The sequence below is a fragment of the unidentified bacterial endosymbiont genome (genome assembly GCF_918797525.1).
Lineage (GTDB): Bacteria > Pseudomonadota > Gammaproteobacteria > Enterobacterales > Enterobacteriaceae > Enterobacter.
Map to the genome: position 1 here is coordinate 2,002,036 of NZ_OU963893.1, position 18,087 is coordinate 2,020,122.

19 protein-coding genes are annotated in these 18,087 nt (G+C 53.5%); 17 read left to right on the forward strand and 2 right to left on the reverse strand.

Translation table 11 applies throughout. The features are described 5' to 3' along the window. The first annotated feature begins 7 nt into the window (after positions 1-7). From fabG to ptsG, 9 genes are all read left to right on the forward strand, one after another. Complete coding sequence (gene fabG / locus NL510_RS09555; protein ID WP_253384018.1) at positions 8-742, forward strand: 3-oxoacyl-ACP reductase FabG; 735 nt, start codon at positions 8-10, stop codon at positions 740-742. A 154-nt stretch (positions 743-896) separates the two neighbouring features. Then, positions 897-1,133: an acyl carrier protein gene (gene acpP, locus NL510_RS09560; RefSeq protein ID WP_003857954.1), complete on the forward strand. Its 237-nt coding sequence runs from the start codon at positions 897-899 to the stop codon at positions 1,131-1,133. Positions 1,134-1,223: 90 nt separating this feature from the next. After that, positions 1,224-2,465: a beta-ketoacyl-ACP synthase II gene (gene fabF / locus NL510_RS09565; RefSeq protein WP_253384019.1), complete on the forward strand. Its 1,242-nt coding sequence runs from the start codon at positions 1,224-1,226 to the stop codon at positions 2,463-2,465. Between the two features lie 99 nt (positions 2,466-2,564). Next, a complete protein-coding gene (gene pabC / locus NL510_RS09570; RefSeq protein ID WP_253384020.1) occupies positions 2,565-3,374 on the forward strand; it encodes an aminodeoxychorismate lyase in 810 nt (269 codons plus the stop codon). 2 nt (positions 3,375-3,376) lie between these two features. Further along, positions 3,377-4,399 carry a cell division protein YceG gene (yceG, locus tag NL510_RS09575; RefSeq protein WP_253384022.1) on the forward strand — a complete coding sequence of 341 codons (1,023 nt, stop codon included), beginning with the start codon at positions 3,377-3,379 and terminating at the stop codon, positions 4,397-4,399. Next, positions 4,389-5,030 (forward strand): dTMP kinase, encoded by a 642-nt coding sequence (tmk, locus tag NL510_RS09580; protein WP_253384024.1) that lies wholly within the window; start codon positions 4,389-4,391, stop codon positions 5,028-5,030. The genes yceG and tmk overlap by 11 nt, the downstream gene beginning before the upstream one ends. Then, the gene (gene holB, locus NL510_RS09585; protein ID WP_253384027.1) at positions 5,027-6,031 is read left to right on the forward strand and encodes a DNA polymerase III subunit delta'; all 1,005 of its coding nucleotides are present in this window, start codon (positions 5,027-5,029) and stop codon (positions 6,029-6,031) included. Before tmk ends, holB begins: the two co-directional genes overlap by 4 nt. 10 nt (positions 6,032-6,041) lie before the next feature. After that, positions 6,042-6,836: a metal-dependent hydrolase gene (locus NL510_RS09590; RefSeq protein WP_253384029.1), complete on the forward strand. Its 795-nt coding sequence runs from the start codon at positions 6,042-6,044 to the stop codon at positions 6,834-6,836. Positions 6,837-7,133: 297 nt separating this feature from the next. Continuing rightward, positions 7,134-8,567 (forward strand): PTS glucose transporter subunit IIBC, encoded by a 1,434-nt coding sequence (gene ptsG / locus NL510_RS09595; RefSeq protein ID WP_253384031.1) that lies wholly within the window; start codon positions 7,134-7,136, stop codon positions 8,565-8,567. A gap of 102 nt (positions 8,568-8,669) precedes the next feature. On the opposite strand, the gene fhuE is transcribed toward ptsG, so the two are convergent. Continuing rightward, positions 8,670-10,853: a ferric-rhodotorulic acid/ferric-coprogen receptor FhuE gene (gene fhuE / locus NL510_RS09600; protein ID WP_253384833.1), complete on the reverse strand. Its 2,184-nt coding sequence runs from the start codon at positions 10,851-10,853 to the stop codon at positions 8,670-8,672. Between the two features lie 351 nt (positions 10,854-11,204). On the opposite strand from fhuE, the gene hinT reads away from it, so the two are divergent. The 8 genes from hinT (at position 11,205) to NL510_RS09640 (ending at position 17,276) form a co-directional block, all read left to right on the forward strand. After that, complete coding sequence (gene hinT, locus NL510_RS09605; RefSeq protein ID WP_253384033.1) at positions 11,205-11,564, forward strand: purine nucleoside phosphoramidase; 360 nt, start codon at positions 11,205-11,207, stop codon at positions 11,562-11,564. A 1-nt stretch (position 11,565) separates the two neighbouring features. Beyond that, positions 11,566-11,940 carry a YcfL family putative periplasmic lipoprotein gene (locus NL510_RS09610; protein ID WP_253384035.1) on the forward strand — a complete coding sequence of 125 codons (375 nt, stop codon included), beginning with the start codon at positions 11,566-11,568 and terminating at the stop codon, positions 11,938-11,940. A gap of 22 nt (positions 11,941-11,962) precedes the next feature. Continuing rightward, positions 11,963-12,589: a penicillin-binding protein activator LpoB gene (gene lpoB, locus NL510_RS09615; protein ID WP_253384836.1), complete on the forward strand. Its 627-nt coding sequence runs from the start codon at positions 11,963-11,965 to the stop codon at positions 12,587-12,589. After that, a complete protein-coding gene (gene thiK, locus NL510_RS09620; protein ID WP_253384037.1) occupies positions 12,570-13,391 on the forward strand; it encodes a thiamine kinase in 822 nt (273 codons plus the stop codon). Before lpoB ends, thiK begins: the two co-directional genes overlap by 20 nt. Before the next feature lie 11 nt (positions 13,392-13,402). Next, the gene (gene nagZ / locus NL510_RS09625) at positions 13,403-14,428 is read left to right on the forward strand and encodes a beta-N-acetylhexosaminidase (RefSeq protein WP_253384039.1); all 1,026 of its coding nucleotides are present in this window, start codon (positions 13,403-13,405) and stop codon (positions 14,426-14,428) included. 33 nt (positions 14,429-14,461) lie between these two features. Beyond that, positions 14,462-15,004 carry an alpha/beta hydrolase YcfP gene (ycfP, locus tag NL510_RS09630; RefSeq protein WP_253384041.1) on the forward strand — a complete coding sequence of 181 codons (543 nt, stop codon included), beginning with the start codon at positions 14,462-14,464 and terminating at the stop codon, positions 15,002-15,004. Positions 15,005-15,241: 237 nt separating this feature from the next. Next, positions 15,242-16,546, forward strand: coding sequence for an NAD(P)/FAD-dependent oxidoreductase (locus NL510_RS09635; RefSeq protein WP_253384044.1), 1,305 nt, complete (start codon positions 15,242-15,244; stop codon positions 16,544-16,546). Between the two features lie 190 nt (positions 16,547-16,736). Beyond that, a complete protein-coding gene (locus NL510_RS09640; RefSeq protein WP_253384046.1) occupies positions 16,737-17,276 on the forward strand; it encodes a glycine zipper 2TM domain-containing protein in 540 nt (179 codons plus the stop codon). Between the two features lie 78 nt (positions 17,277-17,354). Here the strand turns inward: NL510_RS09640 and NL510_RS09645 are convergent, their stop codons facing one another. Next, positions 17,355-17,990 (reverse strand): TetR/AcrR family transcriptional regulator, encoded by a 636-nt coding sequence (locus NL510_RS09645; protein WP_253384048.1) that lies wholly within the window; start codon positions 17,988-17,990, stop codon positions 17,355-17,357. Between the last annotated feature and the right edge of the window lie 97 nt (positions 17,991-18,087).

Consider the following 18,087-nt stretch of genomic DNA (forward strand, 5'->3'; position numbering starts at 1 on the left):
GAATACCATGAGTTTTGAAGGAAAAATTGCGCTGGTTACTGGCGCAAGCCGCGGTATCGGGCGTGCAATTGCTGAAACACTGGTTGCGCGTGGCGCAAAAGTGATTGGTACTGCAACCAGCGAGAATGGCGCGAATGCCATCAGCGAGTATCTGGGCGCTAACGGTAAAGGTCTGGTATTGAACGTGACCGAACCTGCATCTATCGAATCTGTTCTGGAAAATATTCGCGCAGAATTTGGCGAAGTGGATATTCTGGTAAATAATGCCGGTATCACACGCGACAACCTGCTGATGCGAATGAAAGATGATGAGTGGAACGATATTATCGAAACCAACCTGTCATCTGTATTCCGTCTGTCAAAAGCGGTAATGCGCGCTATGATGAAAAAGCGTCATGGTCGTATTATCACTGTTGGTTCTGTGGTTGGTACCATGGGAAATGCTGGTCAGGCTAACTACGCTGCGGCGAAAGCTGGCCTGATTGGTTTCAGTAAGTCGCTGGCACGTGAAGTTGCGTCCCGCGGTATTACTGTAAACGTTGTTGCTCCGGGCTTTATTGAAACGGACATGACGCGTGCGCTGACTGATGATCAGCGTGCGGGTACACTGGCAGCTGTTCCTGCGGGCCGACTTGGCGACCCTAAAGAAATTGCCAGTGCGGTTGCATTTTTAGCTTCTGACGAAGCGGGTTACATCACTGGTGAGACCCTCCACGTCAATGGCGGGATGTACATGGTTTAACCACGATCGAAAATATTTGCGTTATTAGGGCCAATGGCCTCAAAATAACGTAAAATCGTGGTATGAACTGCCGGGATTTAGTTGCAAATTTTTCAACATTTTATACACTACGAAAACCATCGCGAAAGCGAGTTTTGATAGGAAATTTAAGAGTATGAGCACTATCGAAGAACGCGTTAAGAAAATTATCGGCGAACAGCTGGGCGTTAAGCAGGAAGAAGTTGTGAACTCCGCTTCCTTCGTTGAAGACCTGGGCGCAGATTCTCTTGACACCGTTGAGCTGGTAATGGCTCTGGAAGAAGAGTTTGATACTGAGATTCCGGACGAAGAAGCTGAGAAAATCACCACCGTTCAGGCTGCCATTGATTACATCAACGGTCACCAGGCGTAAGTGAACATCTCCAGGCGGTCATTCGACCGCCTGAGTTTTATCTTTTTTAGTCCCACGAAACTCTTTTTTATCCCTCCCTGGAGGATATACGTGTCTAAGCGTCGTGTAGTTGTGACCGGACTTGGCATGTTGTCTCCTGTCGGCAATACCGTAGAGTCCACCTGGAAAGCTCTCCTTGCCGGTCAGAGCGGCATCAGCCTAATCGACCATTTCGATACTAGCGCCTACGCAACGAAATTTGCTGGCTTAGTAAAGGATTTTAACTGTGAAGAGATCATCTCGCGCAAAGAACAGCGCAAGATGGACGCCTTCATTCAATACGGAATTGTCGCTGGCGTGCAGGCCATGCAGGATTCTGGCCTTGTTATTACACAAGAGAACGCAACCCGTATCGGTGCCGCTATCGGCTCTGGGATTGGCGGTCTTGGTCTGATTGAGGAAAACCATACATCCCTGGTGAATGGCGGCCCGCGTAAAATCAGCCCGTTCTTTGTTCCGTCCACGATTGTTAACATGGTGGCAGGTCATTTGACCATTATGTTTGGTTTGCGTGGGCCAAGCATTTCAATCGCTACCGCATGTACATCGGGCGTACATAACATCGGCCAGGCCGCGCGTATTATTGCGTACGGCGATGCAGATGCTATGGTTGCGGGTGGCGCTGAAAAAGCCAGCACCCCGTTGGGTGTCGGTGGTTTCGGTGCGGCACGTGCACTCTCTACCCGCAACGATAATCCTCAGGCGGCGAGCCGTCCGTGGGATAAAGATCGTGACGGTTTTGTACTGGGCGACGGTGCGGGCATGATCGTACTGGAAGAGTACGAACACGCTAAAAAACGCGGTGCGAAAATTTATGCTGAAGTCGTTGGCTTTGGTATGAGTAGCGATGCTTACCACATGACATCTCCTCCGGAGAACGGCGCTGGTGCTGCTCTGGCGATGGCAAATGCGATTCGTGATGCGGGTATTACTCCGGCACAGATTAGCTACGTCAACGCGCACGGTACCTCTACGCCAGCGGGCGATAAAGCAGAAGCTCAGGCTGTTAAGTCTATCTTCGGCGAATCTGCCAGCCGCGTAATGGTGAGTTCAACCAAATCTATGACCGGTCACCTGTTGGGAGCCGCGGGGGCAGTAGAGTCTATTTACTCTATCCTTGCGCTGCGCGATCAGGCTGTACCGCCAACCATCAACCTGGATAACCCGGATGAAGGTTGTGACCTGGATTTTGTTCCTCACGAGGCGCGTCAGGTCAGTGGAATGGAGTACACCCTGTGCAACTCCTTCGGCTTTGGCGGCACTAACGGTTCTCTGATCTTTAAAAAGGTCTGAGCCTGATTGCCCGCTAGCCCGTAAAAAAAGGTCCGCTTGTCGGGCCTTTTTTTATAAAGTGACCCGGCCAGACCGATCCTTCACGCATAAGGTGCCACTATGTTTGTCATCAATGGCCTTGAACAGGATAGCTTGCCCGCGAGCGACAGGGCGACGCAGTTTGGTGATGGCTGCTTTACCACAGCACGTATCCTTGATGGAAGAATATGCCTGTTTGATGCGCACATCCGTCGCCTGCAACTGGCGTGCGCAGCCTTAATGATCCCTTTTCTTGACTGGGAAACGCTGCGCGGCGAAATGAGCCAGCTGGCATCCGGGAAGGCGCGCGGTGTACTTAAAGTGATTATCAGCCGCGGCAGCGGTGGCCGGGGTTACAGTGGCGCTACGTGCCTGCATCCGACGCGCATGGTATCAGTTTCCGCCTGGCCTGCCCATTATGAACGCTGGCGTGAAGAGGGAGTGACTCTGACGCTCAGCCCGGTACGACTGGGAAGAAACCCGATGCTTGCCGGAATAAAACACCTCAATCGCCTCGAACAGGTGCTAATCCGTACTCATCTTGAACAGACGGATGCTGATGAGGCGCTGGTTCTTGACAGCGAAGGGGTCATTACGGAATGCTGTGCGGCTAATTTATTCTGGCGGCAGGATGATAATGTTTATACGCCTTCGCTGGAACAGGCTGGCGTAAAAGGCATTATGCGACAAGTTTGTATCGAACACCTGGCACGCTCAGGCTTTCGTGTTGTCGAAGTAAGCGTAAAGGAAGATGCGCTCCTGAAGGCTGATGAAGTTGTGATTTGTAATGCGCTGATGCCTGTTATACCGGTCCGTGCCTGGGGCAAACTCACTTTCCCTTCGCGCGAGCTGTTCCAGTTTTTAGCCCCACTATGTGAGCAGACCCAATAGTCATGAAAAAAATGTTGCGCGTTGTCCTCCTCCTCATTGTTGTGCTCGGCATCGCTGGCGGCGCAGGAGTGTGGAAAGTTCGCCAGCTGGCGGACAGCAAGATCCTGATTAAAGACGAGACGATTTTTACCCTTAAAGCAGGCACCGGCCGGCTGGCGCTGGGTAAGCAGTTACACAGCGACAAGATTATTAACCGTCCGCGCGTATTCCAGTGGTTACTGCGCGTTGAGCCTGAACTGGCTCATTTCAAAGCCGGTACCTATCGCTTCACCCCAGGCATGACCGTCAGAGAGATGCTGCACCTGCTGGAGAGCGGTAAAGAAGCCCAGTTTCCGCTGCGTTTTGTGGAAGGTATGCGCCTGAGCGATTACCTGAAACAGCTGCGAGACGCACCGTATATTAAACACACGCTCAAAGATGACAGTTATCAGACGGTCGCTGAGGTGCTGAAATTCGAACATCCGGAATGGGTGGAAGGCTGGTTCTGGCCAGACACCTGGATGTATACGGCCGGGACGACCGACGTCGCTATCCTCAAGCGCGCGCATAATAAAATGGTCACGGCGGTTAACTCCGCGTGGGAAGGGCGCGCAGAGGGCCTGCCTTACAAAGACCAAAATCAGTTTGTTACCATGGCCTCTATCATTGAGAAAGAGACGGCCGTGGCGGAAGAGCGCGAGCGGGTGGCCTCGGTCTTCATCAACCGTCTGCGCATCGGCATGCGTTTGCAAACCGATCCTACCGTCATCTATGGCATGGGCGAACGCTACGCCGGGAGAATATCCCGAAAAGATCTGGAGACGCCAACGGCGTATAATACCTACGTGATAGGCGGTCTGCCGCCTGGGCCGATTGCAACGCCGGGCGAAGCGTCGCTGCATGCGGCCGCGCACCCGGCGAAAACACCCTATCTCTATTTTGTGGCTGATGGAAAAGGGGGGCATACCTTTAATACCAACCTTGCCAGCCACAATCGCTCTGTTCAGGACTATCTGAAGGCACTTAAGGAAAAAAATGCGCAGTAAATACATTGTCATTGAGGGGCTCGAAGGGGCGGGTAAAACCACCGCTCGTAACGTGGTGGTGGAGACGCTTAACGCGCTTGGCGTGGCGGAGATGGTGTTTACCCGCGAGCCGGGCGGTACGCAGCTGGCTGAAAAATTACGCAGCCTGGTACTGGATATCAAATCCGTCGGCGACGAAGTTATCACTGACAAAGCCGAAGTGCTGATGTTCTACGCGGCGCGCGTTCAACTGGTGGAGACGGTGATCAAGCCAGCCCTGGCCGACGGCAAATGGGTCATTGGCGACCGTCACGACCTCTCGACACAGGCGTATCAGGGCGGCGGACGCGGTATTGACCAGACAATGTTGGCAACGCTTCGCGATGCGGTGCTCGGTGATTTCCGCCCCGACCTGACGCTCTATCTGGATGTGACGCCAGAGGTGGGCCTGAAGCGCGCCCGCGCCCGCGGCGAACTGGACCGCATTGAGCAAGAGTCTTTCGACTTTTTTAACCGCACACGTGCGCGTTATCTTGAACTGGCCGGACAGGACCGCTCTATTCTCACCATCGATGCGACACAAACTCTGGACGACGTGACGCGTTCAATTCAGAAAGCGATTACACGCTGGATACAGGAGCAGCAGGCATGAAATGGTACCCATGGTTGCGCCCGCATTTTGAGCAGTTGATCAACAGCTACCAGGCTGGACGGGGGCATCATGCGTTACTGATTCAGGCGTTACCGGGGATGGGTGATGATGCGCTGATTTATGCCGTTACCCGTTTTCTGATGTGTCAGCAGCCGGAAGGACACAAAAGCTGCGGCAAATGCCGTGGCTGCCAGTTGATGCAGGCAGGCACACATCCTGACTACTACACGCTGGAGCCTGAAAAGGGCAAAAGTACGCTCGGCATTGACGCCGTTCGAGAGGTCAGTGAGAAATTATATGAACACGCGCGGCTCAACGGCGCAAAAGTCGTCTGGCTGCAAGATGCCGCGTTGCTTACCGAGGCCGCGGCTAACGCGCTGCTGAAAACGCTGGAAGAACCGCCGGTAAAGACATGGTTTTTACTCTCCTGCCGCGATCCCGGGCGATTGCTTGCCACGCTGCGCAGCCGTTGTCGCGTTCATCACCTCTCCGTTCCTCCTGAACCCTGGGCTTTGAGCTGGCTTGAACGAGAAGTGACGGCGTCACAAGAGGCGGCACTGTCGGCGTTGCGCTTGTGCAGCGGCGCCCCCGCGGCCGCGCTGGCGTTGCTGCAGCCAGAGGTCTGGTCGCAGCGAGAGGCGCTTTGTCGCGCCGTTGAATTAGCCCTCGATAGCGCAGACTGGTTAAGCTTAGCGCTGGTGCTTAACGGTGAGCAGGTGGCCGAGCGTCTGCACTGGCTGGCCGCGCTGTTACTTGATGCTCTGAAGCTTCAGCAGGGCGCAACGCTTCTGACCAATCCCGACGTCTGGCCGTTGGTCAGTACCCTGGCAAACCGCCTGTCCGCAGCATCGTTACGCGCTATCCTGCACGATGTGTGCCAGAGCCGTGAGCAACTTTTAACCGTAACGGGTCTTAATCGCGAGCTTGTACTCACGGATCAGCTACTACGTATTGAACATTACCTGCAACCAGGCGACACACCGCCTGTTTCCCATCTCTGAGAGAGACATTATGTTTTTAGTCGACTCACACTGCCATCTTGATGGCCTGGATTATCAATCTGTGCATAAAAACGTGGACGATGTGCTGGCAAAAGCCGCCGCCCGCGATGTGAAATTTTGCCTTGCCGTTGCGACGACGCTGCCGGGCTATCGCGCCATGCGCGAGCTGGTAGGCGTTCGCGATAACGTGGCCTTCTCCTGTGGCGTTCACCCGCTCAATCAGGATGAAGAGTACGAGGTGGAGGATTTACGCCGTCTGGCGGCGCAGCAGGGCGTGGTTGCGATGGGCGAAACCGGGCTGGACTATTTCTACACGCCGGAAACCAAACCACGTCAGCAGGCCTCCTTTCGACACCATATCCGCATCGGCCGGGAGCTTAATAAGCCGGTCATCGTCCATACCCGCGATGCGCGCGCCGATACGCTGGCGATCCTCAGGGAAGAAAACGTGACGGATTGCGGTGGCGTACTACACTGTTTCACAGAAGACAGAGAAACGGCGGGTAAGCTGCTTGATTTAGGTTTTTATATCTCGTTTTCGGGGATCGTGACGTTTCGTAACGCCGGGCAGTTGCGTGATGCCGCGCGTTATGTGCCGCTCGACCGGATCCTGGTGGAAACAGACTCGCCTTATCTGGCGCCGGTACCGCATCGTGGTAAAGAGAATCAGCCAGCGATGACGAGAGATGTGGCTGAGTATATGGCCGTGCTGAAGGGGATCAGCGTTGAAGAGCTGGCTCGCGTCACAACGGATAACTTTGCCACCCTGTTCCATATCGATCCTACCCGGCTGCAATCTGTCTGAGAGTTCTGTTTTTTTTTGGCTCGTAATTAATAAGCAAAGCGAGTAAAGTTCACCGCCTCATTTGGGGCGGTGATGGTGTTTTTAGAAACATCCAGAAATGCTTATTGTAAATATGTGAAAGTTTTTCGACCAACCTAAGCTGAAACGTGATAGCCGTCAAACAAACTCACAGGGATTTATTTTACTCTGTGTAATAAATAAAGGGCGCTTAGATGTCCTGTCCACGGCGCGGCACTCCCCCCGGGCCAATGCGTGAAAGCGTAAAAAAAGCACAAATACTCAGGAGCACTCTCAATTATGTTTAAGAATGCATTTGCTAACCTGCAAAAGGTCGGTAAATCGCTGATGCTGCCAGTATCCGTACTGCCTATCGCAGGTATCCTGCTGGGTGTCGGTTCTGCAAACTTCAGCTGGCTGCCAGCCGTAGTTTCTCATGTGATGGCGGAAGCAGGCGGTTCTGTTTTTGCTAACATGCCTCTGATCTTCGCTATCGGTGTTGCGCTGGGCTTCACCAATAACGACGGTGTCTCCGCGCTGGCTGCCGTGGTGGCCTACGGCATCATGGTTAAAACCATGGCTGTGGTTGCACCGCTGGTTCTGCATTTACCTGCTGAAGAGATTACGTCTCAACACCTGGCGGACACCGGTGTTCTGGGCGGTATTATTGCCGGTGCGATTGCAGCGTACATGTTTAACCGCTTCTATCGTATCAAGCTGCCTGAGTATCTCGGCTTCTTTGCGGGCAAGCGTTTCGTGCCGATCATTTCTGGTCTGGCCGCGATTTTCATGGGCGTGATCCTCTCCTTCATCTGGCCACCGATCGGTTCCGTTATTCAGACCTTCTCTCAGTGGGCGGCTTACCAGAACCCGGTTGTCGCGTTTGGTATCTACGGCTTCATCGAACGTTGCCTGGTGCCGTTCGGTCTGCACCATATCTGGAACGTTCCATTCCAGATGCAGATTGGTGAATATACTAACGCTGCAGGTCAGGTGTTCCACGGCGATATCCCTCGTTACATGGCAGGCGACCCAACTGCAGGCAAACTGTCTGGCGGCTTCCTGTTTAAAATGTACGGCCTGCCGGCTGCTGCGATTGCCATCTGGCACTCTGCGAAGCCAGAGAACCGTGCGAAAGTGGGCGGCATCATGATCTCCGCCGCGTTGACCTCGTTCCTGACCGGTATCACTGAGCCGATCGAGTTCTCCTTCATGTTCGTTGCGCCAATACTGTACATCATTCACGCGGTACTGGCTGGCCTGGCGTTCCCAATTTGTATCCTGCTGGGTATGCGTGACGGTACGTCCTTCTCTCACGGCCTGATCGACTTCATCGTCCTGTCGGGCAACAGCAGCAAACTGTGGCTGTTCCCTATCGTGGGTGCAGGCTACGCTGTTGTTTACTACACCGTCTTCCGCGTGCTTATCAAAGCGCTGGACCTGAAAACACCGGGTCGTGAAGAGGCGTCAGAAGAGACGAAAGCGGGCGCGACCAGTGAAATGGCGCCAGCGCTGATTGCTGCATTCGGTGGCAAAGATAACATCACTAACCTGGACGCGTGTATCACTCGTCTGCGCGTGAGCGTTGCTGACGTCGCAAAAGTTGACCAGCCTGGCCTGAAGAAATTAGGCGCAGCAGGCGTAGTTGTTGCAGGTTCTGGTGTTCAGGCAATCTTCGGTACCAAATCCGATAACCTGAAAACCGAAATGGATGAGTACATCCGCAACAGCTAAGTGGTGAGCAGGGGAGACTAAGGCAGCCGAATGGCTGCCTTTTTTACTGGCGACGCACACAAAAAAGGGAGCCATTCGGCTCCCTTGTCCATCCTTGACCCATCAGAACTGATAGCTTGCGGTTACGCTAACGTTACGCGGATCGCCGTAAACCAGCGCGCCCTGAACGTTGGTATCATAGGTCTTATCAAACAGGTTATTCAGATTACCCTGTACAGAGAAATTCTTCGTGACCTGATAGCGGGTAAACAGATCGACCAGCGCGTAGCTGCCTTGTTTAGCGCGCCAGGTGCCGTAAGGCGTTGCAACATCGCTGTAGACACTGTTTTGCCAGTTAACGCCACCGCCTACTGTGAGCGCAGGCAGAGCAGGCAGACGATAACGGGTAAACAGCTTAACCGTAGTGCGCGGTAGGTACGGGTTGACGTCTTTTCCGTCGCTGTCCTGGGCAATAAAGCGTGTTGCGCCAAAGGTCATCTGCCAGTTATCGGTCAGCGCGCCGTTGAGTTCAAACTCCACGCCTTTACTCACGGTGCCGTCGGCGCCTTCGTACGCCGTATCGGTTGAACCCTGAATGATGCGCCCGGTGCTTTGCGCGACATTATCCTGCTCAATACGGAAAATCGACAGGGTGGTGGTCAGGCGGCTATCCATCCAGTCTGACTTCAGGCCCACCTCGTAGTTATTGCCGGTAATGGGATCAAGATATCTACCGGAACTGTCGCGATAGTTCTGCGGCTGGAAGATAGAAGTATAGCTGGCGTATGCCGACCAGTTATCATCAATGTCGTAGACGAGTCCCGCATAGGGCGTGGTATGGTTTTTCTCCATGCCATAGGTCAGCGTGTCGATGCTCCAGTGGGTATAGCGGGCGCCAAGGATCAAATGCAGCGGGTCAGCTAATGAAATACGTGTCGCAGCGTACAGCGATTTCATGTTGGTTTTGTCGTCCTGAGCCAACGCCTGAGATCCCCACTGAGTTTCCGGGAAACGCCCATCGTAATCGTAGAAACTACCGAACTCATCGGGGTAGACGTTGGCCCACGCGTTAGTGTAGCGGTTGGTTTGACGGCTCAGGCTGCCGCCGACCATGACGGTATGCTGGCGACCAAAGAGATCGTATCCGCCATCGGCAAACAGATCGACAGCGTCGACTTTACGCTTACCGCTGTTCCAGCCCGTTCCGCCAATATAGCCATAGTCAGGACCATAATTTGAATAAGGCCCGACCAGCATCCCCGTGGATTTATCCACGTAAGCATCGAGATACAAGGCTTTGCTGTCGAATTTCGCTTCGGTATGGGTGGCATTAAGGGTGGCCTGCCAGCTATCGGCAAAGCGCTGTTTGAAGGTGGTGAATACCTTATTGAACTCTTTGTCGTTGTAGGCCCAGTCAGGCGCAGTGCTGTGTGAGCGATCGTAGTGCCTTACGCTACCGTCGGTATTCCAGCGCGGTAAGCCGCCCCAGGTTTGGTTATTAACGTCAATGCGTTGATACTCATAACCTGCTGAAAACGATGTGGTATCGCCCAGATCGGCATCGATAATGCCTGAGAAGAAGGTTCGTTTTTGATTGTAGTCATCGAGCCATGAGTCGTTATCCTGGTAGCCCGCTACGATACGACCACGCATATTGCCATCGTCCGTTAACGGGCTTTGCAGATCCATAACGTAGCGCTGTTTATTCCAGCTACCGTACTCCGCAGAGAGATTACCTTTAAACTCGTGACTGGTAGCATGTTTTCGCACCATATTGATGGCAGCAGACGGGTTACCCGTTCCGGTCATCAAACCGGTTGCGCCACGTACAACCTCCACGCGTTCGAAAAGAGCCGTATCAGAGGCAGCATCACCCAAATTCCAGCGTGATTCAAAGTAGGTCGGGATGCCATCAATCATGTAGTTGTCTATCTCGAAACCACGTGAGTAATAGCTGCTACGATCGGAATCGGCGGTGTTTTTACTGATCCCCATCGTGTTATCCATCACGTCTCCCAGCGTCTGTAACTGCTGGTCTTCCATGCGCTGTTGGCTAACGATAGTGACGGATTGCGGGATATCGCGCTGAACCATCTGCATTTTAGTGCCGATGGTCGTGGTTTTAACGCTGTAATCCTGGTCGCTGGATGATTCTGACGGAGAAGTACCGTCGACGACGAGTGTTTCCTCGTTTGTCGCGGCGAAACTTGCAGTAGGCATCAATGCCATAGCAATGCAGGCTGCCAGCAACGAAGGTGTTGCGACAGGCTGGCGTTGCCCATCCCTGGTGTGATTAATGAAAGACATCATCAAACCCTTTCTGAATGGTGAAAGTTGTGTGCATCAGTCCCGCGAGTACGGGCTGAGGTCGTTTTCTATGTTTAAAATGCGCATGAAAATGCAAATGCGAAATATACGCATTGTGATTAGCGCTGTAAACAGATGTTTCAAACGTAAATGAAATTATGTTTCAACGGTTTTACCCATGAGAGCGGTCACTCTCCAGCCAGCTAATGAGGAATAAGGAAAGAAATCGAGGGATAAAGTTGAAAGGACAAGAGAAACTCGCTCATACTCTTCAGTTGTGTCACACAATTGCACAGGCGTTTATTATAGAGCGGACGCATCACGCCAGATTAAACAAAAAAGGAAAAGGTCATGGCTGAAGAAACCATTTTCAGTAAAATTATTCGCCGCGAAATCCCGTCGGATATCGTCTATCAGGATGAGCTGGTGACGGCTTTCCGCGACATTTCACCTCAGGCACCGACGCACATCCTTATTATTCCCAATATTCTGATTCCTACCGTCAATGACGTAAAAATCGAGCATGAAGTGGCGTTAGGTCGTATGCTCACTGTGGCCGCGAAAATTGCCCGGCAGGAAGGGATTGCGCAGGACGGTTACCGTCTGATCATGAACTGTAATCACCACGGTGGTCAGGAAGTCTATCATATCCACATGCATCTTCTGGGTGGCCGTCCACTGGGGCCGATGCTGGCACATAAAGGTCTTTAACATGTTTCGTGGGCGTATTGCAGCGCTGGTAATAGCAATGATGATGGTTGGGTGCAGTGCGCGTCCTGCAATCCCGGTCAGCGATGAACAGACCCTGGTGATGGAGGCCACTGTACTGGCCGCAGGTATCACGGCAGAGCAGCCTGTGTTAACCATCAGTGAAATCCAGTCTTCTGCTTCTTCTACGCTCTTTAACGAAAGAAACGAGCCAGTGACGGTGCACTACCGTTTTTACTGGTATGACGTAAGAGGCCTTGAAATGCATCCACTTGAAGCGCCACGAAGCGTCACCCTTCCGGCCGGTAAATCGGTAACGCTCTATGGCAGCGCCAACTATTTGGGCGCACATAAGGTGAGACTTTATCTTTATTTGTAAGGGGTGAATCTTGATTAAAAATATGAGCCGTTATGCGCTCGTGACGGCATTTGCACTTTTTTTAGCCGGGTGTGTAACCCGTACCGATCAACCCGCACCTGTCGATGAGGTAAAACCGGGCACTGAGCAGCCCACTCAGCCGTTGCCAACCGTACCGTCCTTACCGTCGATTCCGGCACAGCCTGGCCCGATTGAACATCCGGATCAAACGTCCCAGCCAACGCCGCGCGTGCGTCACTATGACTGGAACGGTGCAATACAGCCGATGGTGAGCAAAATGCTGCAGGCACAGGGCGTCACCGCGGGCAGCGTGCTGCTGGTGGATAGCGTAAATAACCGGACTAATGGTTCCCTGAATGCCGGGGAAGCGACGGATACGCTACGCACTGCGCTGGCTAATAACGGTAAGTTTACGCTGGTCTCAGCCCAGCAACTGGCGATAGCAAAACAGCAACTGGGTCTGTCGCCTCAGGACAGCCTCGGTTCGCGCAGCAAGGCGATGGGTCTTGCCCGCAACGTTGGCGCGCAGTACGTGCTTTACTCTAACGCCACCGGCAACGTGAATACGCCAGCCCTGCAAATGCAGCTGATGCTGGTTCAGACAGGCGAGATTATCTGGTCAGGTAAAGGTGCCGTTACGCAACAATAACCGCCCACGCGAAGTGATCCTGTCGCGTTATTTTCCGCAATATCGTCTTATCGCGCCGCAGGCCCACTCCGGGCTTGGCGGCGCGAGCGCTATTATTGCGCAGGGCGAGCAGCGTCTGGTTCTGCGCCATCATCACGATCTCCGCGCGCCAGCGTCGCATTTTCGTCGTCAGTTTCGCGCTCTCAAACGACTCCCGGCCGATCTCGTGCCAAAGCCTTCTTTTTATCGACAGGGCTGGATGGCCGTGGACTTTCTTGCGGGCGAGGTCAAAAACGACCTGCCGGAAACGTTACCCCTTGCCGCTATGCTGTATCATCTGCATCGTCAACCCCGCCTGGGGTGGCGGGTCACGCTTTTGCCGTTGCTGGAACAGTACTGGCAGCAAGCCGCACCGGACAGACGAACGCCGGAGTGGCTTGCCAGGCTAAAACGCCTGCGTAAAGCGGGAGAGCCGCGGCCATTACGGCTTTCACCCTTGCATATGGATGTTCACGCCGGAAATATTGTCCATACCGCAAGCGGGCTAAGGCTTATCGACTGGGAATACGCAGGCGACGGGGATGTGGCGCTGGAGCTGGCGGCGGTGTGGGCAGATAACGGCGTGCGCCAGCGGCTCATTGACGATTATGCAGCCCTTGCGAAGCTTAATGCGGACCGCCTGACACGCCAGGTGAGGCGCTGGCGACCCTGGGTATTAATGCTGATGGCGGGCTGGTTTGAAGTCCGCCTGCAGCAGTCGGGTGACAAACAATTTATCGCGCTGGCAGATGATGTCTGGCGTCAGTTACATACCAAAGGATAAGAGAGGTTCGTGTGGGTCCAGTCATGTTGGATGTCGAAGGGTTTGAGCTGGATGCGGAGGAGCGCGAAATTCTGGCGCACCCGCTGGTGGGGGGCTTAATCCTGTTTACCCGCAATTATCACGATCCGGAGCAGCTGCGTGAACTGGTCCGCCAGATCCGTAGCGCATCGCGCAACCGTCTGGTGGTGGCCGTCGATCAGGAAGGCGGACGCGTCCAGCGTTTTCGCGAAGGCTTTACCCGCCTGCCGGCAGCGCAGTCGTTTCATGCGTTATTAGGCAAGGAAGAGGGCGGTAGGCTGGCCCAGGACGCGGGCTGGCTGATGGCCAGTGAGATGATCGCCATGGATATCGACATAAGCTTCGCGCCCGTGCTGGACGTAGGGCATATCTGCGCCGCGATTGGAGAACGCTCATACCATGAGGATCCGTGCACTGCGTTGGCGATGGCGACCCGTTTCATTGACGGTATGCACAATGCGGGAATGAAAACCACCGGTAAACACTTTCCCGGCCACGGCGCAGTGACCGCGGATTCCCACAAAGAGACACCGTGCGATCCGCGCCCTGAGGCGGATATACGCGCGAAAGATATGTCGGTATTCACGTCGCTGATTAGCGATAACAAGCTGGATGCCATTATGCCTGCGCATGTCATCTATAGCGACGTCGACGCGCGCCCGGCCAGCGGCTCCCCGTACTGGCTGAAAACGGTATTGCGCCAGGCGTTGGGCTTTAACGGCGTCATTTTTTCCGACGATCTGTCGATGGAAGGGGCGGCGATAATGGGCAGTTACGCACAGCGTGGTCAGGCGTCGCTGGATGCAGGTTGCGATATGATCCTGGTCTGCAATAATCGTAAGGGTGCCGTCAGCGTGCTCGATAACCTGTCGCCGATCAATGCAGAGCGTGTTACGCAATTGTATCATAAAGGTTCATTTAGCCGTCAGGAGCTGATGGACTCGGCGCGCTGGAAAGCGGTTAACGCTCAGCTTGAAGCACTGAATGAGCGCTGGCACGCACATAAAGCCAGCCTGTAAATCTTTTGAAAGGCGTAGCGTGGTGATAAGACAATGATCATCTATTTACACGGTTTTGACTCAAACAGTCCTGGTAATCATGAGAAAGTCATGCAACTGCAGTTTATCGATCCGGATGTACGGTTGATCAGTTACAGCACCCGCCATCCGAAGCATGATATGCAGCATTTACTCAAAGAAGTGGACAAGATGTTGCAGTTGAATGTCGACGAACGTCCGCTGATTTGTGGCGTAGGTCTGGGCGGGTATTGGGCCGAGCGCATCGGGTTTTTGTGCGATATACGCCAGGTTATTTTCAATCCTAATCTGTTCCCGCATGAGAACATGGAAGACAAGATCGACCGCCCTGAAGAGTATGCCGACATTGCGACGAAATGCGTCAGCAACTTCCGGGAAAAGAACCGCGATCGTTGTCTGGTGATCCTGTCTCGCCATGACGAAGCGCTCGATAGCACCCGTTCCGCTGAAGAACTGCATCACTACTATGAGATAGTCTGGGACGAAGAACAGACCCATAAGTTCAAGAGTATCTCCCCGCATCTGCAGCGCATTAAAGCCTTTAAAACGCTGGGCTAAACGGCAGCGTTTACTGGCTCAAACCCGGCCGTTAACGCGTGCCGGGTTTTCTTTTGTCCAGAATTGTCTACTTTTAAGCCATCAAAACTTGATGCATGTCAATTTTGGTATGACCAATGCGCCTGACGTGCTATTCTCAATTCACCTGAATGGTTTCAGTTCTGTAACCTATTGTTAATTAAGGGTTATTATTATAACTTTTAATTAACAATTGGTTAATAATTTGAGGGGGTCACGTTGACTACGCCATTGAAAAAGATAGTGATTGTCGGCGGCGGTGCTGGCGGGCTGGAGCTGGCTACACAGCTAGGTAAAAAGCTGGGACGCGGTAAAAAAGCCAAAATTACGCTGGTGGATCGTAACCACAGCCACCTGTGGAAGCCGCTGCTGCACGAAGTAGCGACCGGCTCGCTGGACGAAGGCGTGGACGCGCTGAGCTATCTGGCGCACGCGCGCAATCATCATTTCCAGTTCCAGCTGGGTTCAGTGGTCGATATCAACCGTGAGAGCAAAACCATTACGCTTGCCGAGCTGCGTGATGAAAAAGGTGAACTGCTGGTCCCTGAGCGCAAGCTGGCGTATGACACGCTGGTGATGGCGCTGGGCAGTACCTCGAACGATTTCAATACCCCGGGGGTGAAAGAGCATTGCATCTTCCTTGATAACCCGCACCAGGCGCGCCGTTTCCATCAGGAGATGCTCAATCTGTTTCTGAAATACACCAATAACCTTGGTGCGAATGGCAAAGTGAATATTGCCATCGTCGGCGGTGGCGCCACAGGCGTTGAGCTCTCTGCTGAATTGCATAATGCGGTTAAACAGCTGCACAGCTACGGTTACAAAGGGTTGACTAACGACGCGCTGAACGTGACGCTGGTTGAGGCAGGGGAGCGTATTCTCCCTGCGCTGCCACCGCGTATCTCCGGCGCGGCGCACAGCGAGCTGACCAAACTGGGCGTTCGCGTTCTGACCCAAACCATGGTCACCAGCGCAGATGAAGGCGGCCTGCATACCAAAGAGGGCGAGTATATTGAAGCCGATCTGATGGTCTGGGCTGCGGGTATTAAAGCCCCTGATTTCATGAAAGATATCGGCGGTCTGGAAACCAACCGTATTAACCAACTGGTGACTGAACCGACGCTGCAGACGACCCGCGATCCGGATATTTATGCTATCGGTGACTGTGCTTCCTGCGCGCGTCCGGAAGGCGGATTCGTGCCTCCGCGTGCGCAGGCAGCGCACCAGATGGCGAGTCTGGTACTGCACAATATTCTGGCGCAGGCCAAAGGCAAACCGATGAAGGCTTATGTCTATAAAGATCATGGTTCACTGGTGTCGCTCTCCAACTTCTCCACCGTAGGTAGCCTGATGGGTAACCTGATGCGCGGGTCAATGATGGTAGAAGGGCGTATTGCCCGTTTCGTGTATATCTCTTTATACCGTATGCACCAGATCGCGCTACACGGCTATTTCAAAACCGGGTTGATGATGCTGGTCGGCAGGATCAACCGCGTGATCCGCCCACGCCTGAAGCTACACTGATCTTCTTTCCCTCCGGGCTCTCCGGAGGGTTTTTAGCATTTCATGCTATCGATATGCTGATCGGTGCTTAAGAGTTCTCTTAAACAACCATCTTCTCTTCTCTGTGTCCGCTTTTTGAGCCTTTTTCTGATTGGCGAAACCCATTCCTGATTGCAAAATTGTTACTAATAGCAACAAAGGAGGAAGTCCCGTGAATAAATCAATGTTGGCGGGTATAGGGATTGGAGTTGCGGCTGCGTTAGGTGTGGCTGCCGTTGCCAGTCTCAACGTGCTTGACCGTGGCCCACAGTATGCTCAGGTCGTGTCCGCTACCCCAATTAAAGAAAGTGTTAAAACACCCCGTCAGGAGTGCCGTAACGTTGCGGTGACGCATCGTCGTCCGGTACAGGATGAGAACCGCATTGCCGGCTCTGTTCTGGGGGCGGTGGCGGGGGGCGTGATTGGTCACCAGTTCGGCGGTGGTCGTGGTAAAGACGTTGCGACCGTGGTCGGCGCGCTGGGCGGGGGCTATGCCGGTAACCAGGTGCAGGGCGCTATGCAGGACAACGACACCTACACCACGACGCAGCAACGCTGTAAAACCGTCTATGATAAGTCGGAAAAACTGCTTGGCTACGACGTGACCTATAAAATTGGCGACCAGCAGGGCAAAATCCGCATGGATAAAGATCCAGGCACCCAGATCCCGCTGGATGGTAATGGTCAACTGATACTGAATAACAAAGTGTAAAAAAGACGTTCTCTGAATTTAGCTCCTCACGCGCTCAGGCTGAGGAGCTTTTTTTTGGCGGATAACCCGTCCTTGACGTCAAATTTTCAGCAGTTCAGGCCAGAGACGCATTGTGGTTTGGGTGATGCTTTGCAGCTTTTCAAGCGTAGCCCCTTCACGGGCGCTGATCGACATCCCTTGCAAAATACAGCTCAGGTATTGTGCCAGCGCCTGCGGCTGGCAATGCGCCGGGAGCTCCCCGCGCTGCTGACGCTTAGCGAGGAACATCGCGAGCGTCTCTTCCTGCATGGCATGGCGGGATTTCACCGTATTGGCAATCTCTTTAGAGGAGGCCGCAAGCGTGGCGGAGGTGTTGATCATGAAACAACCCGCAGGCGTGTCTTTACTGGTGTAGCAGGTGGCGATGGCACTGAAATAGTCGCGTAAAGCAAGCTCAACCGTTTTTTCTTCACAGAAAAGTTGTGCTTCGTGTTGGGCCGCAAACCGCAAGATGTATCTGTCCAGCACCGCCCTGAACAGCCCCTCTTTGTTGGTGAACTCCGCATACAGCGTCGGCGCTTTGGCGCCGGTGGCTTCTACCAGATCGGAAAGCGAGGTCGCTTCATACCCATGCTGCCAGAAGAGCGTCATGGCCTTATCAAGCGCTGCATCTCTGTCGAACACTTTTGGCCGGCCACGGCTTTTCTTAGCGCAACGCGTGATGTCGGTTGTCATGTGCCGTAGGTCCTCCGTTGTTTTGTTGAATAATCATTATAAAAATAAACGTCAACCATCACCAGCGCTGATTGATGAAAAATAAATTAATCGTATG

Coding starts and splice junctions, on each gene's coding strand:
- fabG (WP_253384018.1), top strand. CDS start 8: ATGAGTTTTGAAGGAAAAATTGCGCTGGTTACTGGCGCAAGCCGCGGT.
- acpP (WP_003857954.1), top strand. CDS start 897: ATGAGCACTATCGAAGAACGCGTTAAGAAAATTATCGGCGAACAGCTG.
- pabC (WP_253384020.1), top strand. CDS start 2,565: ATGTTTGTCATCAATGGCCTTGAACAGGATAGCTTGCCCGCGAGCGAC.
- yceG (WP_253384022.1), top strand. CDS start 3,377: ATGAAAAAAATGTTGCGCGTTGTCCTCCTCCTCATTGTTGTGCTCGGC.
- tmk (WP_253384024.1), top strand. CDS start 4,389: ATGCGCAGTAAATACATTGTCATTGAGGGGCTCGAAGGGGCGGGTAAA.
- holB (WP_253384027.1), top strand. CDS start 5,027: ATGAAATGGTACCCATGGTTGCGCCCGCATTTTGAGCAGTTGATCAAC.
- NL510_RS09590 (WP_253384029.1), top strand. CDS start 6,042: ATGTTTTTAGTCGACTCACACTGCCATCTTGATGGCCTGGATTATCAA.
- ptsG (WP_253384031.1), top strand. CDS start 7,134: ATGTTTAAGAATGCATTTGCTAACCTGCAAAAGGTCGGTAAATCGCTG.
- fhuE (WP_253384833.1), bottom strand. CDS start 10,853: ATGTCTTTCATTAATCACACCAGGGATGGGCAACGCCAGCCTGTCGCA.
- hinT (WP_253384033.1), top strand. CDS start 11,205: ATGGCTGAAGAAACCATTTTCAGTAAAATTATTCGCCGCGAAATCCCG.
- NL510_RS09610 (WP_253384035.1), top strand. CDS start 11,566: ATGTTTCGTGGGCGTATTGCAGCGCTGGTAATAGCAATGATGATGGTT.
- lpoB (WP_253384836.1), top strand. CDS start 11,963: ATGAGCCGTTATGCGCTCGTGACGGCATTTGCACTTTTTTTAGCCGGG.
- ycfP (WP_253384041.1), top strand. CDS start 14,462: ATGATCATCTATTTACACGGTTTTGACTCAAACAGTCCTGGTAATCAT.
- NL510_RS09645 (WP_253384048.1), bottom strand. CDS start 17,990: ATGACAACCGACATCACGCGTTGCGCTAAGAAAAGCCGTGGCCGGCCA.